At 48.7% G+C, this 17,639-nt stretch carries 19 protein-coding genes and 1 pseudogene; 15 read left to right on the top strand and 5 right to left on the bottom strand.

What is annotated here, in order from left to right:
* Positions 1–153: 153 nt before the first annotated feature.
* Positions 154–450, bottom strand: coding sequence for a hypothetical protein (locus SH580_RS02920; RefSeq protein WP_319833511.1), 297 nt, complete (start codon positions 448–450; stop codon positions 154–156).
* A gap of 346 nt (positions 451–796) precedes the next feature.
* Positions 797–1,492, bottom strand: a complete 696-nt coding sequence (locus SH580_RS02915) for a hypothetical protein (protein ID WP_319833510.1) — start codon at positions 1,490–1,492, stop codon at positions 797–799.
* A gap of 43 nt (positions 1,493–1,535) precedes the next feature.
* On the opposite strand from SH580_RS02915, the gene SH580_RS02910 reads away from it, so the two are divergent.
* Positions 1,536–2,219 carry a DUF2971 domain-containing protein gene (locus tag SH580_RS02910; protein WP_319833509.1) on the top strand — a complete coding sequence of 228 codons (684 nt, stop codon included), beginning with the start codon at positions 1,536–1,538 and terminating at the stop codon, positions 2,217–2,219.
* A 150-nt stretch (positions 2,220–2,369) separates the two neighbouring features.
* Here the strand turns inward: SH580_RS02910 and SH580_RS02905 are convergent, their stop codons facing one another.
* Entirely contained in the window at positions 2,370–3,254 is an 885-nt protein-coding gene (locus tag SH580_RS02905) for a helix-turn-helix domain-containing protein (protein WP_319833508.1), read from the bottom strand.
* A 162-nt stretch (positions 3,255–3,416) separates the two neighbouring features.
* Between SH580_RS02905 and SH580_RS02900 the strand changes: the two genes are divergently transcribed.
* The 6 genes and pseudogenes from SH580_RS02900 (at position 3,417) to SH580_RS02880 (ending at position 9,249) form a co-directional block, all read left to right on the top strand.
* Positions 3,417–4,082, top strand: coding sequence for a hypothetical protein (locus tag SH580_RS02900; RefSeq protein ID WP_319833507.1), 666 nt, complete (start codon positions 3,417–3,419; stop codon positions 4,080–4,082).
* Positions 4,083–4,199: 117 nt separating this feature from the next.
* Positions 4,200–4,307: pseudogene (locus SH580_RS21960) on the top strand (type IV pilin protein); the annotation flags it as partial.
* Positions 4,308–4,334: 27 nt separating this feature from the next.
* The gene (locus SH580_RS02895) at positions 4,335–4,946 is read left to right on the top strand and encodes a hypothetical protein (protein ID WP_319833506.1); all 612 of its coding nucleotides are present in this window, start codon (positions 4,335–4,337) and stop codon (positions 4,944–4,946) included.
* Between the two features lie 21 nt (positions 4,947–4,967).
* Entirely contained in the window at positions 4,968–7,406 is a 2,439-nt protein-coding gene (locus SH580_RS02890) for an endo-1,3-alpha-glucanase family glycosylhydrolase (protein WP_319833505.1), read from the top strand.
* Between the two features lies 1 nt (position 7,407).
* The gene (locus SH580_RS02885; protein ID WP_319833504.1) at positions 7,408–8,166 is read left to right on the top strand and encodes a LamG-like jellyroll fold domain-containing protein; all 759 of its coding nucleotides are present in this window, start codon (positions 7,408–7,410) and stop codon (positions 8,164–8,166) included.
* 12 nt (positions 8,167–8,178) lie between these two features.
* A complete protein-coding gene (locus SH580_RS02880; RefSeq protein WP_319833503.1) occupies positions 8,179–9,249 on the top strand; it encodes a hypothetical protein in 1,071 nt (356 codons plus the stop codon).
* A gap of 206 nt (positions 9,250–9,455) precedes the next feature.
* Here SH580_RS02880 and SH580_RS02875 read toward each other — a convergent pair whose 3' ends face one another.
* Positions 9,456–9,866: an MFS transporter gene (locus SH580_RS02875; protein WP_319833502.1), complete on the bottom strand. Its 411-nt coding sequence runs from the start codon at positions 9,864–9,866 to the stop codon at positions 9,456–9,458.
* Here SH580_RS02875 and SH580_RS02870 point away from each other — a divergent pair.
* The 7 genes from SH580_RS02870 (at position 9,859) to SH580_RS02840 (ending at position 15,866) form a co-directional block, all read left to right on the top strand.
* Positions 9,859–10,077, top strand: a complete 219-nt coding sequence (locus SH580_RS02870; protein WP_319833501.1) for a LysR substrate-binding domain-containing protein — start codon at positions 9,859–9,861, stop codon at positions 10,075–10,077. The genes SH580_RS02875 and SH580_RS02870 overlap by 8 nt on opposite strands.
* A 224-nt stretch (positions 10,078–10,301) precedes the next feature.
* A complete protein-coding gene (locus SH580_RS02865; RefSeq protein ID WP_319833500.1) occupies positions 10,302–11,501 on the top strand; it encodes an N-acyl amino acid synthase FeeM domain-containing protein in 1,200 nt (399 codons plus the stop codon).
* On the top strand, positions 11,498–12,382 hold the full coding sequence (locus SH580_RS02860; RefSeq protein WP_319833499.1) for a class I SAM-dependent methyltransferase: 885 nt from the start codon (positions 11,498–11,500) through the stop codon (positions 12,380–12,382). The genes SH580_RS02865 and SH580_RS02860 overlap by 4 nt, the downstream gene beginning before the upstream one ends.
* Before the next feature lie 209 nt (positions 12,383–12,591).
* Positions 12,592–12,819 carry a helix-turn-helix domain-containing protein gene (locus tag SH580_RS02855; protein ID WP_308950995.1) on the top strand — a complete coding sequence of 76 codons (228 nt, stop codon included), beginning with the start codon at positions 12,592–12,594 and terminating at the stop codon, positions 12,817–12,819.
* Entirely contained in the window at positions 12,812–14,023 is a 1,212-nt protein-coding gene (locus tag SH580_RS02850; RefSeq protein ID WP_319833498.1) for a type II toxin-antitoxin system HipA family toxin, read from the top strand. Before SH580_RS02855 ends, SH580_RS02850 begins: the two co-directional genes overlap by 8 nt.
* A 133-nt stretch (positions 14,024–14,156) precedes the next feature.
* On the top strand, positions 14,157–14,972 hold the full coding sequence (locus SH580_RS02845) for a hypothetical protein (protein WP_319833497.1): 816 nt from the start codon (positions 14,157–14,159) through the stop codon (positions 14,970–14,972).
* Positions 14,973–15,014: 42 nt separating this feature from the next.
* Complete coding sequence (locus SH580_RS02840) at positions 15,015–15,866, top strand: sterol desaturase family protein (protein WP_319833496.1); 852 nt, start codon at positions 15,015–15,017, stop codon at positions 15,864–15,866.
* Positions 15,867–15,899: 33 nt separating this feature from the next.
* Here SH580_RS02840 and SH580_RS02835 read toward each other — a convergent pair whose 3' ends face one another.
* Entirely contained in the window at positions 15,900–16,814 is a 915-nt protein-coding gene (locus tag SH580_RS02835; RefSeq protein WP_319833495.1) for a LysR family transcriptional regulator, read from the bottom strand.
* A 94-nt stretch (positions 16,815–16,908) separates the two neighbouring features.
* On the opposite strand from SH580_RS02835, the gene SH580_RS02830 reads away from it, so the two are divergent.
* Complete coding sequence (locus SH580_RS02830) at positions 16,909–17,604, top strand: YggS family pyridoxal phosphate-dependent enzyme (RefSeq protein ID WP_319833494.1); 696 nt, start codon at positions 16,909–16,911, stop codon at positions 17,602–17,604.
* Positions 17,605–17,639: the final 35 nt, after the last annotated feature.

Here is a 17,639-nt window from a genome sequence, read left to right as displayed (position 1 = left end):
CAACGATTTGATTGGCAGATGACTAACAAAATCGACCTCTTCGGGCATTTTTTTTCAGCACCCTTCATTCCGCAGAATTCAGTCTCGTTTCGCGCCCCGCCAGGGCAATTTACCATTCGGAAATACTCCGAGCATCTCAGCTCAGAGCCCGCTCTACTCTTTGGGTGCTAGTTTTTTCTTTCGAACTGGAATCAGTCGATGCACATGTAGCAAAAAATACAGGTAAATACTGGCGCCGGACACCAGCATATTCATCTCCCACCTGATCGCTTGAGTTACATTGTGGTGTGTGAAATTGAACAGAAACAAGTTGAAGCCGATCAGACAGCCCAGAGAGGCGACGCAGGTCGGGATGGTGAAATACTTTTTATAAACAAGGGGGTTCGCGCATGCCAAAGCAGTTAATCCGCTCATGGATGAAATTAAGAAACCAGTTATAATAGTTTTCATTGCTTGCTGGCGTAACTGTTATCATCAAGCGCTTCATGCGATGGTTGATCGCGATGGGAGCTCTTTTATGCAAATGTATGTTTGGGGGGGTGGAAAACTTAGGTAATCGGTCTATTACTTCGTGTTCTTATTTAGCTAATTTATATGGTTAGTTAGTTTCAATCCTTAAATTAGTTAATAAATTGTTAAGTGTGTTCTCGTGGAGTAAAATACGCAACAAATACAGCACTATACACTAAAAGCTGAATCGAAATCACAGTAGAGTGCTCGCGAGTGCTTCAGTAGTGGACTCATGTAGGGCTACGCCTCCACCCTCAGGGCATCAATCGTGGCAAGATCGCTTTTCTCATTTAGCTTCGAATTCAGCCATGGTATTGCAGGCCAGTTGCTTGGAGCAGTTTGCGTGATGCCTCTTTGATCTCATGCGTGCTGTGCAGGTGGCTAAACAAAGCATCCCGATTGGAATCGCAAAAGAGGCTTCTGGAATAATAGAGATCAACTGATCGTCAGAGATTCGCTGATCAAAACTAGCTGCGATGAGGTGCGCGACTAACGAGCTACTTAAACTGTCGGGTTCAGGAATATCGAATCCAGACTGTTTGATAATCATTCCAACATTTAGGGTGATGGTGTCACCAGGAGTCAGTGATATGCTATCATCAAAAATATAGGCTACCGATAGGTCCAGCGGGTCGTAGCCTGATGTAAATGGAAAGTATTCATCATCCCATTGTGATTCTTGAACCAACCAAGCTAAAGTTAATGATGATTCTACCGATCCGTTAATGAGTGCCGTAGGCTGATTGACAAAGGTTGGCAAAAAATCTTCGTCTGGTGAAAATGTATGACTCGTGAAGAGATCGTTTAAGACTAGTAAGAATGAAGTGTCTTCAAGTGCTGAAGTCACTGTAAAATTAATTTCATCATTAATTTTAAGGGAATCAAAGACACCTCCACTACTGCTAAAACTAACACTAGCAGATGCAGTTGCCCAAAATAATACAAGCAGAAGGAGGCTTGCGTCTATTACTCGGAATTTCATTTTTTGTAAATCATCTTCAGACGCTAACGATAACGATAAAACTATGGAAGAAATCAACAAAAACAGCACAAATGGCTTCTTATATCGCTATCTGCCTGCTGAATTCGGCTTGCAAGCTTTACAAACTGGAAGACTTAAAATCGGTAGAATCAGTGAATTGAATGATCCCCATGATTGTATGCCTTATATTGAAAATGAAAAATCATATGGGGCATTGGAAACGAGTATTCTGCAAGAACGTCATGGAGTTATCTCATTCAGCACAAAAGATAATGATCCAGTTATTTGGAGTCATTATGCAGACTGCCATAGAGGTATTGCCTTAAAGTTTCATTCAGATTTTTTACCTGATATTACTGAGCGGATTGAATACACAAATATAAGGCCTAGTGTTAAAGATAACATGATCAACGATGAGCATTATATTAAAGGAAATCTCACGAAATCGATAATTGCAAAATTTTGCCATAAGGCTGAAAGTTGGGAGTACGAAGGTGAGGTAAGAATTTTCCCCTCTCTTAGTGGTAAAAAAATGAGAGGCACACACTATTTTTATGAAATTCCAAAACAATCACTTAAAGCGGTCATCCTCGGGGCAAACTGTTCACTGAATTGGTTTGATATTCAGAATGCAGTTAAAGGTTCCCGATTAGGAATTAGCAAGATACCAGTTTTTCGATGTAGTAAACAACGTGATAGCTTTTTGATGGGAATTGATCGCGCTTAGGTGGCCACCAGTCTTAATGAAGCAGGCCGGGGGCATGGGCTGGTCTAAATCAAACGCTTAAATTGCAATTTTGGGATAAATATCCGACGGGATTACAATCGAGGTTTAGTGCGATTTGTTTTGCCCGGTATTCTGTCCCGGTTGAAATCGCTAGCCCAGTTCGTGGCTTGGGAGCAAATTTGTTTGGCGATAGTTGTTGGGGAATTGACCGCTGTGGCGGTTGAACCAATGCGAAAAGTGTGAGGATGATTTAAACCCGAATTGAAACGCAATCTCTTTTATGGAAGCCTCGGAACTGCGAAGCACGCGGCAGGCGCAAGTATGTTTGCGTTTCTCGAAGTAATTTTTGGGTGTGACGCCGAACTGTATACTAAAAATGCGATCTAGTTGGCTTCGGCTCAATCCGGATACTTTGATTAGCTTTTCAGCGGGAAAACCTTCGGCGAATTCTTCAGAATCTAGTATGTTTCGTGCCGCGACTGCTCGTTCATCGCTCGATGTTAGAATGCTGATTTCGCCTGGTGCGTCGAAGAGTAGCCCAATGAGGGCGCCTAACCATGTTGCATATACACTTTCAATACGTAGAAATTTACGGATAGAGATGCTCCTTTTGGACATTAAATTGCCCGCGTTGGGGGCGACTTGGTTGACGATATTTAGTAAATCTTTGGTCTTCTCATTAAATTCATCTATATTGATACCACTCAATACGATAGGATGCTTCAGTTTTATAAATTGCTTATTGGTCGGCCAGCGCAGTGAGAAATGCACGGAGCGGATTAAGGTGTTGGGGTCGAATTGCCGGGTGTCGACGCCGGGCGGTAAAATCAAGCAGTCGTTTTTTGTGGCATGAAATTCACCTGCTTGAGTTGTCAACTGGACACCGCCGCTTAGAAATATCCAAACTGACCACTCCAAATTGGTTGAATTAGTCGTGGTTTTGTCTGGAGGTGCTGATTCATAGGCCCACATTAGCTGGCTGCGTAAGTTTCTCCAGTCTGCGATGGGTATTTCCTGACTAAGTGGTAGCGGCATTGAATCTATAACTAGGTCGATGCATATATTGGGCAAGTATTTAGTCCTTGCTTGCGGAATAATGACATGTTTTTGCATGGATCACGCATCTGCAAAATCTTTACGCATGCATGACTTTAGTGCCACTGTCTGAGTTATTACTAACCCCAACCAAATAATAAAATGATTATGAACAAACTAAATGTTACCACTACACTTTTCGCAGCTACTTTGGGCCTTTCACTCGCCTGTAGTTCTGTAAATGCTGCCAATGTAAATCTTTCATCTGGATCTGCAGTTGAAGAAGGTGTTACAATCAATATCACAAGTGGTTTGCTAACTCCATTTACCACGGAGACCTTGTTAAATCCTCAGTTGATTAGTGTTTTGGGCGGTGATGATACTGTTGATCGTATTTCAGCCACAACAGATCAGGCGTGGACGCTGACATTCTCCGATCCGGGAGCTCAGAATCAGGTGCTGCTGATGTTGCGAGATGTTGAAAGCTTCGAAACGTGGACATTCTCTTCGACGAGTGGAATCAGCTCCATTAGTTATTTGGGTACAGCTGATGATGACACGAATGAAGCGCTCGATGCCGGCTATGGCACATATAATACGATTAGTGGATTGTTTACCGGAGAAGGGACCAATGAGAATGATCCGTATTCGATCTTCGATATTTCAGGTTTGAGTGACTTAACTATCACTATGGATGGTAGTGGCAGTGTGGGGACGCAGTGGGCCATCAATGTCGCAGCAGTTCCAGAGCCGAATAGTGCTTCTTTAATTCTGGGAGCGATGGCTATCGTGTATTGTCTCGGGGGGCGCTCTCGCTTCTTGAAATAGGGGCAGCCTGCTTAGATTCGCTGCGGCTAAGTTTGCGTCGGTGTTTTTCCTGACGTCTGATTGATTGTGCCTATCGGGGCGCTTTCAGGCATTCTATTTGACGATCTATATTAAAGTATGAGGTTTTATTCTATTTGTGTTCCTCGTCGCCAAGATGTGTCGAGTGCTTTCACTCTTATCGAGTTACTTGTAGTGATTGCTGTAATTGGAGTCTTAGCTGGAATACTGATTCCAGTGGTCTCTGGGGTTCGTATGTCTGCAGAGAAAACTTCATGTGCTTCCAACCTGCGGCAAATTTATATTGGTGTCGAGTTATTCACTCAGCAATATGGCAGCTATCCGAATATGAATGCAACGGCGGGCAGTCAGCCTTCGGGTGTTTGGGCGAAAAAGTTGGATGGATTTTTGCCGATCAACGAAGGCTTACCATATGGGGGTGCTTATGATGGGAAGAGCGTTTTTATCTGTCCCGCACGTGTTCGTCAATTCCCAGATGCGCCTGAGGCTAGAAAGGCAGCCAGTTATGGCTTCAGTAACTACTTTGCTGGGATTGCGCCGTGGACGAATAAACCGCCCGTGTCTCCCATCAATGTGACACACCCTGCGCGAACTATCCTAATCGCCGATGGAGTTTGGTCTGAGTCCGGCCGGTATCCTTTTCAAAATATACAGTTTGATATGGTGCCTGGTTCGATTCGCGACCGGACGTCAGGAGGTGGAAACAGTGCAGGCACTCACGGGGATGGTGCCGCCAATATTATCTATGCCGATGGGCATCTCGAGTGGTTTGAAGATACAGCGCAGTTGCAGGATTTGCAGTATCGCGACTGGGGGCCACGTGACCTGTGGCATGTGGAAAAATAAGTGAAATTTAAAATGAAAAGAATGAATTGTATAAAATGGTGCTTCCTGTTCGGAGCGATGCTACTTGGAGGCGGAACTTTTCTGCATGCCAATGAGGAGGCATCCTTTGGTGGTGATGGACGATCGGCTAAAATGGTATGGGCCCATTACATTGCGTGGGGGTTTAACTTTACTGACTATCGAGACAATTTCAATGTGGGTTGGCGTCGCCTGGATGACCGATCCAACTTGGGGAGCCCGTTAACGAGTGCAAATGAGGGGCTGACGAGCACGACACGCACTCAAATCCTCTCTGCGATGCAGTATGGCATCGATGGTTTTACGGTGAATATTATGCATCCCAATGCATATGCGGGGTCAATGAATCGCATGTATCGGGCGGCCGAGGGCTTGCCCTTTAAAATCTCACTGTGCGTGGATGGTTTTGGTGCGCGTCTTCCTGTTGAAGAAGTGGTGGAGCATATGGCACAGTATTTCGAAAAGTGGGGGACGCACCCCAACAATAGTTACATTGATGGAAAGCCAGTAGTTTTTATCTACCACCCGCGGCGTTCCCCGGAGGATTGTGAAGAAATCGTGCAGCAATTGAAGGCGAAGGGACATGAGGCCTACTGGCTGGTTCAACCGCAACGCGAAGGCACTTTATGGGATGATCGCGATTTGATTGATCGCTATTTAACTGCATTTGACGGCTTATATGATTTTGGTAGTAACGGAATCTCACGGGAGAATATGGATCTACGCTTGTCGAATGGGCGTGAGGCGCTAGCGCGAGCTGGACGTTCTGATAGTGGTCTGCTTGTCGCCGGTATTACCCAAGGTTACAACGGCTCACACAATGCTTTTTATCGTCCATTTTTTGGCACAGGCACGCTTCGGGATAACTGGGAGTCTGCCATCGCGGAAGAGGCCGATTGGGTATGCCTAACTACTTGGAACGATTATATTGAGAACACGCATTTTGAACCTTCCGAATGGGATCCAGGTGCGCTCTTAAAAATTAATCGCGAATATATTCGTCTCTGGCGTGGGGAAGTTGCGCCGCCACGTCCGCCGCAAGTGTTTGCAAGCTATAAGAATGAGGTTCGTCTGGGTGACGATTGGACAATTGAGCTTCAAGCTTTTCCATATACGACTCCTGCGCAGGTTTGTTATACGAAGATCACTGATTTAGATGGTAATTTAATTAAAGCTTTTTCACCGCTGGAGCTGTCATCGCAGGAACACACTGTGATGACATATCGTCTGACGCATCCTGGTTTGGATTCCCCGCGTTACATGCGGATCTGGACCGCTGTTGCGGATGAAGCGACTGGGGAGTCGTTGGAGAGTCTGGAATGGCGAGAGTTATACCCCGTAGTGGTGCGTCCGGGTGTCATGTGCGATTACCGCACGGTGCGTGTCGATTTAGGGGACCTGTTAGATCCATTATCCTTACGAGTGGAGTCGTCGGGGAGTGAATTGAAGTTTTCGAGTAGTTTTGATACTTGGAGTTGGGTCGGTAAGGCAGAGTTGCTTTGTAATGGACGTGTTGTTTCTGCAAAAGAGATCGTAAGTTTCAAGGAGACGAAGGTGGCCATTGATTTCACTTTAGATCCGCGACCGGCTGATCAGCCAATAGATCTGTATGTCTTGCGGCTGACTCGGGCTGACGGTCGATATCTTTGGTCGCAGCCGCTCGCGATTAAATCGACTCGTCTTGCTGAGTCCGATGAAGATGAGCTGGTGACACTGCCAGGACTTTTACGAGAGGGCGATTTTGATGAAAGCTGGGGGAAGGCGATGTTCACCGCGGAGGTTAAGACCCTGCAAGTTCCTGAAGAAGAAATCTATGGATTCAATCTGCCGATGGATGACGAGAACGCGGTTTATCCCCGCGACATTGCGGGGTGGAATATTGCGACGCTAGGTGGAGGTCGCAAGTGGGGCGTTTCTGTTCCTGAGGCGGTTCCTTCCGTATTAACTGATGCAGCACTTCCACGTGGGCACGAGCGCTACTACCACTTTGATGGAGAGGATGATCGAGTACTTCTTCAGGTTCGAGGCTTCCCGCATGGTGTGGTGACGGTAGAGGCTTGGGTGCGTCCTGAGCAACAAACGTCTGCAGGCTATATTCTATCTGATCAAAATCGAGGGTTCGATTTTGGAGTCTCTGCCGATGGTAAGTTGTTTAGTCAACGAGGCTTATTCAGGTGCTATTCGAGTGAACCGCTCGCAATCGATGCATGGAGCCATGTCGCTGCCGTGTATGATGGTTCAACCATGCGCTTATATGTGAATGGCGAGTTCGTGGGAGAGAAGGCCCTTCGCGTAACGCTCCGATCGATTAATTCTATCCCTGTGATTGGGTGTAAGCATATGGAGTATTTACAATTTTCTCACTTCTATCGGGGGGATCTCGCGGGGTTATCTGTAACCGCAAATGTGCTCGATCCGGATGACTTTAAACTACTAGATTAATATGAAATTAAACAGCTTAATGCTTAGTCTGCGAACCCCGCTTTTTCTAGCGGCGATTTTGATATCTTCTGTGTCGGAGAATACGTATGCCGCAGATCTCGTTGGCGATTGGCACTTTGATGAAGGAGCTTATTCACGCGGCAAATTTTCAGATCGAACGGGAATGGGGGGCGATGCTAAATTAGTGTATTTAGAGTCGAGAGAGGTGCCTGAGTTTTTACCCGATGCAATCGGTTCGGTGCGGCATCCATTGCGTTTCGATGGAAGCAGGAGTCATTGGCTTGAGATTCCCTGCCAGGTGCTGGACGCAAGCCCAGACTTGGCATTGGAGTTTTGGTTTAAATGGGATGGCACAGGAGGAAAAGAGCAATTTATCGTTGGGAATGCGTCTGGTTTGATTTTGGGACTCAAAGAAAAAGGGAAGCTCTACTCGATGGTTCGGGTGCGCAGCGGTGATCGCGAGCGTTGGGTTTATGTGGATACGCCGGGGCGAGTGGAAGCGGGTGTTTGGCAGCATGCCATGCTCTCAATTCATGATGGGAATGTTCAACTTGTGCGTGTGCCAGCGCGGCAAAGTGATGCGGTATTGATTGGGGCGAAACCCAGAGCACTCAATGGCGATCTTGTTATTCAATGGCAGGGGACTGCTGTCGGAATCAACCCACACGGAAAAAGTAGTCCTTTCTCAGGTAGTATTGCCGGCTTCAAGATTTACGATGGAGCTCTCGATACTGAGACTTTCTTGATGTCCGAGATATAGGCGAATCTTAGAATGATGCAAAGCTATATTAGTGAGATTCGAGGTGGGTTGCTCGATTGGATGGAATCGGTTCGTTATGAGGAAGCTGGCTGGGGGCGGTGGAAGTATCATTCGATGATGGAGCGCCCGTATGCGCTGAATGCTTCTGGAATTGCGATAAAGATTCTGCACCGCTTAGGGCTACTGGATCAAATCTCCGCGGCACAGCGCCGCGAAGCAGTTGAATATTTTAAAAGTTGTCAGGATTCGAGCGACGGTCTTTTCCGCGACCCGCTAGAGTTGGAAGCAGATCGCATAGGCAGCCATAGTTGGGAATCGATTTGGGGGCAGCGCAATGGAGTCGCTTTGGAGGCGATTGAATACCTACATTCTCGTCCGGATTTTCCTGAAGTTAAAGCCCAGTTTGTCAATTTGAGAGAGGTGGACACCTACGCGTGGACCCTATCTTTGGATTGGAGTAATCCTTGGATGCATGGTGAGAGTTGGTCGCGTGCCATTTCCGCATTTCTCAAGACGGCGAATCTCGAAAAAAGTGAAGCGGATCGAGCCGCTTTAGATGGGATGTTTCAAGCGGTGGAACAACATTTGTTAGACCCCGAGACGGGCTTTCCACTGCGTTTAGGCTGTAAGGATGCATCGGTCGGGATGGCGGGTTTATTTAAGCTGATGTTTGGGTATTTGGACGCCGGACGTGTTGTTCCGCACGCAGAAAAAGCCATTGATTCTACACTACTGCTACAGAATGAGAATGGAGAATTTGGGGCCATGAGCAATATGTGTTTTAATTGGGATTCATTGTGGGTTCTACGAGAACTTGATTTACAATTGGAAGGCCGCTATAGGCATGTAGAAATCGTTGCCGCTGGGAATCGTTTGGCTTCAGTGCTGCTCAGTAATTATCGCAAGGAGGATGGTGGGTTTTCGTTCAATGGAGCTTTGTCAATTCAGGAACACCATGGCGTTCGCTTGTCGGCTCAATCACATCCGATCGGGGATATGTTGGCTGCTATCATGGTCTTATACTGTTTTGAATATTGTGATGAGTGGAATTCAGGTTCGCTGAAACTGATTAACGCTGGTTAAGTGGACTTCATTGCATGCTTATCGCAAGAAGGTGCCGTTTTTTTTAGATGTTTTGATAGATGTCGTCAATCGCCTCGAAGGTTGTAATGTAACTGTCAGCTTCCACAAGTATGCAGTTGTACGCTTATACTGATTGGTCGCACCAAGCTAGTATCTGCGGGCATGGTGTTTATAGCTGAGCAAATGTTGCACTAATGCGGCGGCAATTAGGGCGCTGCCAAAGAGTGCCATGCCTCGCCGATTAAGGTATTTCCCCAGAGCACTCGCACGGCGAAGGCGAACAGGATGAGGACTAGGCCGCTGGTGATTAAGTTGCGCGAGCCCAGTGTGTGCACGAAGCGACCCGACAATCTCGCGCCGAAGATGCCAGCTAGACCGACTAGGCCAAACAAGTCTGCTTGTTGCACCGTGTAAGCCATCGGTGCGTCCATGACGTGAATCGCCAGTGTCGTCCGCATGGCATTGAGTGCGGCAAACCAAAGCGCGCCCGTGATGGCAGAATCCCGCAAGGAGCGATGCTGCTGAAATAAGCTAAACATGGATCCGATCAGTTGCGGATACCTCATTTGGGCGGTGGGCGTGCTTGCTGGTAGGTAAACTTTGAGCAAGATGCCCATCACGGCTGCGATGATGGCTGCCGGGCTTGGAGTCTCGATCGTGCCGAGCTGTGTGCGACGCCTGTTTACCGCAGGCTGTGTTTTTATCCCACTGCGTCCGCAAAACTTGTCCATTGCGACTGAACTACACTACCGGGCGGAGGCGCCTCAACCGGCAGTCGAGGCCTTTGTGGCGCTCACTTTACAAGCCAGGCAGGACATCGAGGCTTAGCTGAGATACCTGCGGCTTTATTTATGCATGCGGGTAATGATGTATGCTGTGGTCCATTCATGATACTGCCGCTTAGTCCTACCGAGGCGATTCGGGATCTATTTTTTTTGCGTTTCATCTTTTACTTTTATCGACTCATTCTTCAATAGTCTTGTCTACCTACCTTTCACCCTCAGTCCGCAGCACTCGTAATAGTCACGATTCGTCTGCGTTATTAATGGCCTATGTCTATTCGAATCAAAGTGGCGACTACTGCCAAAGAACTCAGTGATGTCTATCGCCTGCGCTATCAGGTTTATGTGGTCGAAGAAGGGCTTTATGGCAGTGTGAGTGGAGACATCATTATTGATCAATTTGATGCCCTGCCGAATACCGCTAATATTATTGCTTACGAGGGGGCGACCCCTGTGGGCACTATGCGTACGAACTTTGATAGCGAGGTGTTGTTGCCGGCGGACGAAAGTTACGACTTTAGTGAATACCGTGAACGTGCGAACGAGCAAGCTCAGGCGCAGGGACTCGAGCGGGCCTTGTTGGGCTGTTCTGGTATGCTGGCGATCGCTAAAAAGTGGCGTAACCGTAGGGATCTGTTTCGAGCTTTGTTTAAGCTAAGTTGTGATGTCGGGCATTCGTGGGGCGTGAGCCATATTATTGTAACCGCAAGGAGTGAGGCGCAGAGTATGTACCGGCGTATGGGCTTTGAAGCGCTCGAAGATGAGCTTTGGTATGAGCCGGCAGGCGCGCACATCGTGCCGATGGTCAGCGAGCTGGAGCGAATTTATCAATGGGCCTTCGGCGGTATGGTGGGCAAAAGCGACTTGCTGGAACGATTCAGTGGCTGTTTTCAGGACCTACTCTTCAGCGCCGGAGATTCAATTTTTTGTGAAGGTGATCAGGGGGACGAAGCTTATATTGTCAGCGCAGGTGCGGTGGATATTTCCCGCAAGGAAGGGGACGATCAGCTGAACCTGGCTACATTGAGCACGGGCTCTCTGTTTGGTGAATTGTCCTTGATAGATGAGCAAGCCAGATCGGCGGATGCCACGGCCGCGAAGAATACAGAACTGGTGGTGCTCAACCGTAAGACCTTTTGGGATAAGGCCCACGATGATCCGGAATACCTGCGCAGCTTGCTTTCGATCTTAAGTAAACGTCTGCGTGATGTCGATGACCGCGCCTTTGCCTATGCCCATGGGTCCACTGATTATCGGCTCAATTTTTTCCTTAATAAAGTTAAAGCACATGCGCTGCCTTTGAATAAATCCCCACAAGATTCTAAGGCAAAAATAAGGACCACTGCATTTGCTTATATGGCCAGCACCCGGCTGGAGGAGACGGTTGCATTTTTGGATCAATTACAGCTTGAAGGTCAGCTCAAGTATACGGATACAAGCATCACCTTTTATGGAGAACAGACACAGTGAAGAATGATCAAGCCAGTTCCACCGCATATACCGTGCTACAGGGCATTTTACACGTGGCCCAAGCCTCGCCTTATAGCTATTTAGTTGAAGATGAGGTGGTCGAGCTGGGGCAACAAATCTTGCAGGGCACTGAAGAGGGCCGCAAGCGCCTGAAACAGTTGGCTACGCCGATGTTTACATGGTCGGTCAAGTTTCGTGAGCGCTTGGTTTTGCCAGGCATTACGCTGCATTATATTTTGCGCAAACGGCACGTGGAAGCGATTAGCCAACAGGCGATTGAAGAGGATAGCGTCACCCAAGTGGTCATGCTTGGCGCAGGCTTCGATACCTTGTCGTGGCGATTTCACAAAAGGTATCCACATGTCAATTTCATTGAAATCGACCATCCTGCCACTCAGAAGGCCAAAGTCGCGGGGCTGAATCCGGGGGGCGCGTCTAATATGCACTTTCTGAGTGTCGACTTCGCGCACCAGACCCTGCAGCACGAACTGAGTCATTTCGCCGGATTTGAGCCAGAGCGTAAGACCTTATTTATCTGCGAAGGGGTGATGATGTATTTGCCCGAGCAGGCGGTGCATGTTCTGTTTAAGTCCATCCGAGCGCTGACCGGAGCGGGCAGTCTGTTTCTATTCTCGACCCTGGAGCCGAGAAATAGCCAGAGAAATACCATCCCAAGTTTGTTGTATTATCACTTAAAGCTGATTGGAGAGCCAATCGCATGGAGCATCGATAGCGAACGAATGGCCGATTTCATTCAGCAGCATGATTGCGAATTAAAGTCACTGGCAGGGCGGGATGCGCTGCTTGAGCGCTTTGTTAAAGACGATCGTAAACTACACCTACACAGCGGCGAGTATTTCACCTTGTGTGAATACAAATAAGGGGTTTTGAGAGGCTTTATTTAAGTTGAATGCCCTCTTAGATTAACAATAATCGGTTTAATTGAAATGGTTGTAGGATTTTTATCACTTAATTGCATCTTCGCTGGGTTGAGATATTAAAAATCTGTTCTTTTAAAATGAATAATTAGTATCTAATCATCTTGCTTGCATGATGAATCGATGGATCGGTGATAATCCTTTTTATAACAATGAAAAATACTAATTTTGGAAAGATGGTGTCGGCGGCGCGTAAGGCGCAGGGTTTGACGCAGCTCGAATTGCAGGATTTGTGCGGTGTGAGCGCATCTGTGATTTATAAAATAGAATCAGGTCGCGACGATTTCAGCTTGCGTAATCTGGTGGCGGTTTTGGATGCCCTGAGGATTCAGTTGCAGGCAAAAAGTCCCTTAGGCGTCGAGGTGCAGCTGAATGGATAGTTTGCGATTATTTGTCGGGCAGGTCTATGCGGGAGAGTTGCAGCGTGATGCAGTCGGCATCCGTTTTTTTTATGCGGATGGCTACCAGGGGGCTCCAGTATTCCTGAATTGGCCGGTGGCGTGTGAGGGGCTTTCTTGGGAGACCTTGCCGCCCGAGTTGAGTTGCTTACTACCTGAAGGTATGCAGCTGGAGCAATGGCGTGCTGCGCCCGTTACGGATTCGAGTGAATGGGGGCTGCTGGCTGCGGTGGGGGCGGATGTGCCAGGGCTGATTTCAGTCTTGCCGAGTGGCTCTGAGTCGCTGCCCTTGGGGCGTACCGCTGAGGGCCTCAAATCCTTGAACCGGGCACGGATACAGCCTGAATTAGACGCCTTGCCATACCGCGAGAGTGAACTGGCTGAGTTTAATTCGGCGGCGGGTTTCCCCCATTCACTGGCGAGTTCTGGAGCCAGTGCGAGTGCGGTGTATTCGCGCAAGCAATCGGCGTTTAAGCTGGTGAAGCTTAATGGTAGCTATCGACTGACACCGGAGTCTCCGGACACTGTCGGGCAGGTAGAAAATCAGCTGTTGACCACTCAATTGGCGCAGGACGCGGGGCTGGCGGTGGCTTCGGTGGGGCGGCTGCGGACGACGGATGGACGGGCCGTTCTGTGGGCCGAGCGTTTCGACCGCACGGGCGCCTCTAATAGTCAGCGTTTACGAGTGGAATCTGCCTGCCAACTGCTGGGGAAAGCTCGCACGGCTAAATATGAGGGTTCGCTGGAGGCGATTGCTGAATTGATACGCCAATACTGCACAAATCCTAAGATTCAGTTGATGCGCTTCTTCCATCGTGTGTTGTTTGGCTGGCTGTCGGGGAATCGCGGCCTCCACTTAAAGAAATGGGCACTTTTACAGAATGGGAACCTCATCGAGTTATCACCTGCTTATGGCATGATGAATCACGCGATTACCCGAAAGGACGCTAGCGAGAGCGCCTTATCGCTAGCTGGGCGGCGCGCAGGCTGGGATCGCGACAGCTTGTTGGAGTATTTGGGGAAGGAAGTTTGCGGGCTGAATCTACGAATGATAGACCGCGTGCTGCATCAACTCGAGGCGGTGCCATGGGAGCCACGAATTCTTGGCAGTGGTCTCTCGAAAGCGAGCCAGCAGGCCTATTTCGAACTGCTCAGCGAGCGCTGGCGTAGGTTACAAATGAGATGAGCTCCAAGGGCACGGGCTGCGTTGGAGGCTGCATCTGGCAACGTCAGGTCCATGTGCTTGAACTCTTTGGGAGACTTTGAATATTCTGGGAATAGATGGCTTGTTGAAACGTCTAAGGGAGCACTGATCTATTATGAAAAAGCTTTTAACACTGACGACAACCGCCTTGTGCAGCCTTTGGCTGTTGGGCTGCAATGAAACTAAGGACAAGGCGTCTAGCCACGTGGCCGCAGGAAATCCGGGGCGTGAGTTGGTGATGGACTCGATCCAGGCGCATGGTGGCACGGAACGCTGGTATAATAATGGTTTACTGCAATTTCGTTGGACGTACCATATGAGCGATAAGGGCCCGCAGGCGATTGTAGATACGGTGCAAACTGTGGATCCTACGAATTTAAATGTGATGCACGAGGTGCCGGGGAAGGATATTCGTTTCGGCATGTATGAAGGCCAATACTGGATCGCTCCTAAGGGCAGTCAGTTTGCGCCGCCAGTGCAGTTTTGGTCGCTGACGCCTTACTACTTCATCGGTATTCCTTTTGTCTTCAATGATGAGAATGCGATCTTTGAGCGACTTCCTGAAAGCATAGCCTTTGAGGGCCAGGACTATGCTCAGGTCAAAATTACCTACACGCAGGACGCGGGCGATTCACCGGACGATTATTATGTGCTCTTAATCGATCCGGAGACCAAACTTACACGGGGAGGGTATTACATTGTGACGAATCCTTTGGTGGCACCTAATGGTCCGGGGCCTGAAAAGTTTCTAAGTTTGGATAATTTAGTTGATGTTGATGGTGTGCTGCTGGCATCCGGGCATCGCACTTTTGCGATGCAGGATGGGCAAATTGGTGAGCAAATGCGTTTCACTGAAGTGAGTGGTGTGAAATTTGTGCCCCGTGCGAGCTTTGACCTTGGGATTCCCAGTCCCGAGCTGATTCTTGAGTAATGGCTCCAGCCTGAGGCGCATTTTTATTCATTATTACAGCTGATGTGGGACGTTATTTGGAATACGCGCAGCTATTTTTTCTGGCTGATGGTCGTCTCACTGTTTTGTGCCTTGGCGGAGCGCATGCGGCCCTGGCGGCAGGGACAGCGCTTTTTGCGAGCCGAGTTCTTTCAAGATTTGTTTTGGTTGTTTTTCAATGGGCATTATTTCTCAATCCTGTTCGCCTATGTCAGCGTGTGGTTGACTCGCTGGTGGTTGCCGGCCATGGAGTCGGCGCAGGCTTGGAACCTGTTGGCTGCCTGGCCTCTTTGGGCGCAGGGGCTTTTTTATTTTGTGCTGAAAGACTGGCTGGACTGGTGCGTGCACAACCTGCTGCACCGCGTGCCGGCGCTATGGGAGTTTCACAAGATTCATCATAGTATTACGGAAATGGATTGGATCGGGAATTTCCGCTTTCACTGGATGGAAATCGTGGTCTACCAATCGATCACTTACTTTCCCTTGGTGGTCTTGGGGGTCGATCCCACGGTGCTTTTGATTATTGCGGTGCTCAATACGCTGATCGGGCACTTGAACCATAGTAATCTTGATCTGAGCTGGGGGCCTTTGCGCTATTTGCTCAATTCCTCGCGTATGCATATATGGCATCACATGCATGATTTGCCGGAGGCACGTCGGCAGGGGGTGAATTTTGGCATTTCCTTGAGCGTGTGGGATTGGCTGTTTCGCACCGCTTATTGGCCGAGCTTAGAGGAGCGCCCCACGCAGCAGCCCGATACGCTCGGGTTTCCCGGGATGGAGCGCGTGCCTGTTTCGCTTCACGGGCGCTTGTGGAGTCCCTTTAAGCGTATGGGGCACAGAGTGCGAAACTCGGTGTTGCGTCTCCATCGCTGAAGCCCGAGCTGTTGCGCGGTCTGCCGTGTCTGCTTAAACCTCTTCGGTGTCGTTTTCCAGACTATTCAGATCTTTCGATGTGAGTAGATCGATCAACTTCTTCATCGCTGGAGTCAGGACGCGGCCCTTGCGGTGGATCAGTGCCAGTGGGCGTTTATAGACCTTATTTTTGAATTTGATTACCTTGAGCAGGCCTTGTGCTTCTTCGCGGCTGACTGTGGTCTGCGGAAGGATGGCGATACCTGCATTGATCTCGACAGCGCGTTTGACGGTTTCGACGTTGTCAAACTCCATGACGGGCTCCATCTCGAGGTTGGCCTCGCGAAAGATCTGGTCGGTCGCCTTGCGGGTGGGGATGTCGGGCTCAAAGCCAATGAATTTTTGCTCAGCGATTTCTTCAAGTGTTACGTTCTTCTTGCTCGCCAAGGGGTGATCCGGGCTGACGACGAGCACTAAAATATCGTCGTGGAAGGGAAGTACTTCCAGCTGCTTATGTTTTTGGGGATAGGCAACCAGACCGAGGTCGATGGAGTTGGTGAGGATGTCCTCGTAAACGTTGTTGGCGCGGCGGTATTCCACCCGGATATTGACTTCCGGGTATTTGGATAGAAATGCTTTCACATACGGAGGCAGCTCGTGCAGGCCGATACTATAAACTGTCGAAATGTGAATGGTGCCACTAATGACTTTCTTCATCTCTTGGAGTTCGCTGTTGAGCTTGTCGTAGAGATAGAGAATTTCCTTGGCGGACTCGTAAAGTTTTTGCCCCTCGCGTGTCAGTCGGAATTGCTTTTGACTACGATCGACGATTAGTATGCTGAAATGTTTTTCCATCGCCCGCAATTGCTGGCTCACCGCGGATTGGGTGATACCATTGAGTTTGGCGGCGCGAGAAAAGCTCTCGCTCTCAACTAAATCTGAGAATATTTTGAAATTTTCGACGTGCATGAGATAGTTGTATAATTAGGACTTATCGGAATGCAACAATAAATTAAGCAATACTAATGAGTCTATTTTTATTAACAAGTTTTCTGATTTACTAATGATTGATTACTCCAGTTTTGAGAAAAACTTATCGGCAGTGCGAGCTCGAATCGTGCGTGCATGTGAGTGTAGTGGTCGCCCTTTAGATTCCGTTACTCTCTTGCCTGTAACGAAGAATCACCCGCTTGCTGCGGTTGAGTATGCGGTGCGCAGTGGTATGTGTGCTGTGGGTGAGAATCGAGTGCAAGAAGCAGCGGATAAGCGCGGCTCATGCGAGGCGCGGGTCCAATGGGAGCTAATTGGTCATTTGCAGAGTAATAAAGCTCAAAATGCGGTGGCTATTTTTGATCGAATCCAGTCGGTGGATTCGCTGAAGCTGTTGCGCCGTTTGGATCGTTTTGCGGAAGAGCAGGGGAAGTCGCTGGCGATCATGTTGCAGTGTAATACCGGGGAAGACCCTAATAAGCACGGCTTTAAGGTGGCTGAGGCTGACTCGGTGTTAGAAGTGGCATTGGGCTTGGAGCATTTGCGAGTGGACGGTCTGATGACGATTGCGCCGCTGAGTGAGGATCTTGAGGTGGCGCGTGTCGCTTTTGAACGCTTGCGCATGCTACGGGATGCATTGTCTGAGCGCTTTGATGTGGCGCTGCCGGAGCTCTCGATGGGGATGACGGGCGACCTCGAAGTCGCGATTGCAGCTGGTTCGACGCAGATCCGAGTGGGCACCGCACTCTATGGTGAGCGCGAATATTGATTTCTGTGTCATGCAGTAAAGCATGCATAGACAGG

Source organism: Coraliomargarita algicola, assembly GCF_033878955.1.
Lineage (GTDB): Bacteria > Verrucomicrobiota > Verrucomicrobiia > Opitutales > Coraliomargaritaceae > Thalassobacterium > Thalassobacterium algicola.
Note: the sequence above shows the minus strand (reverse complement) of the source record. Positions and strands in the feature narration are given on the sequence as shown.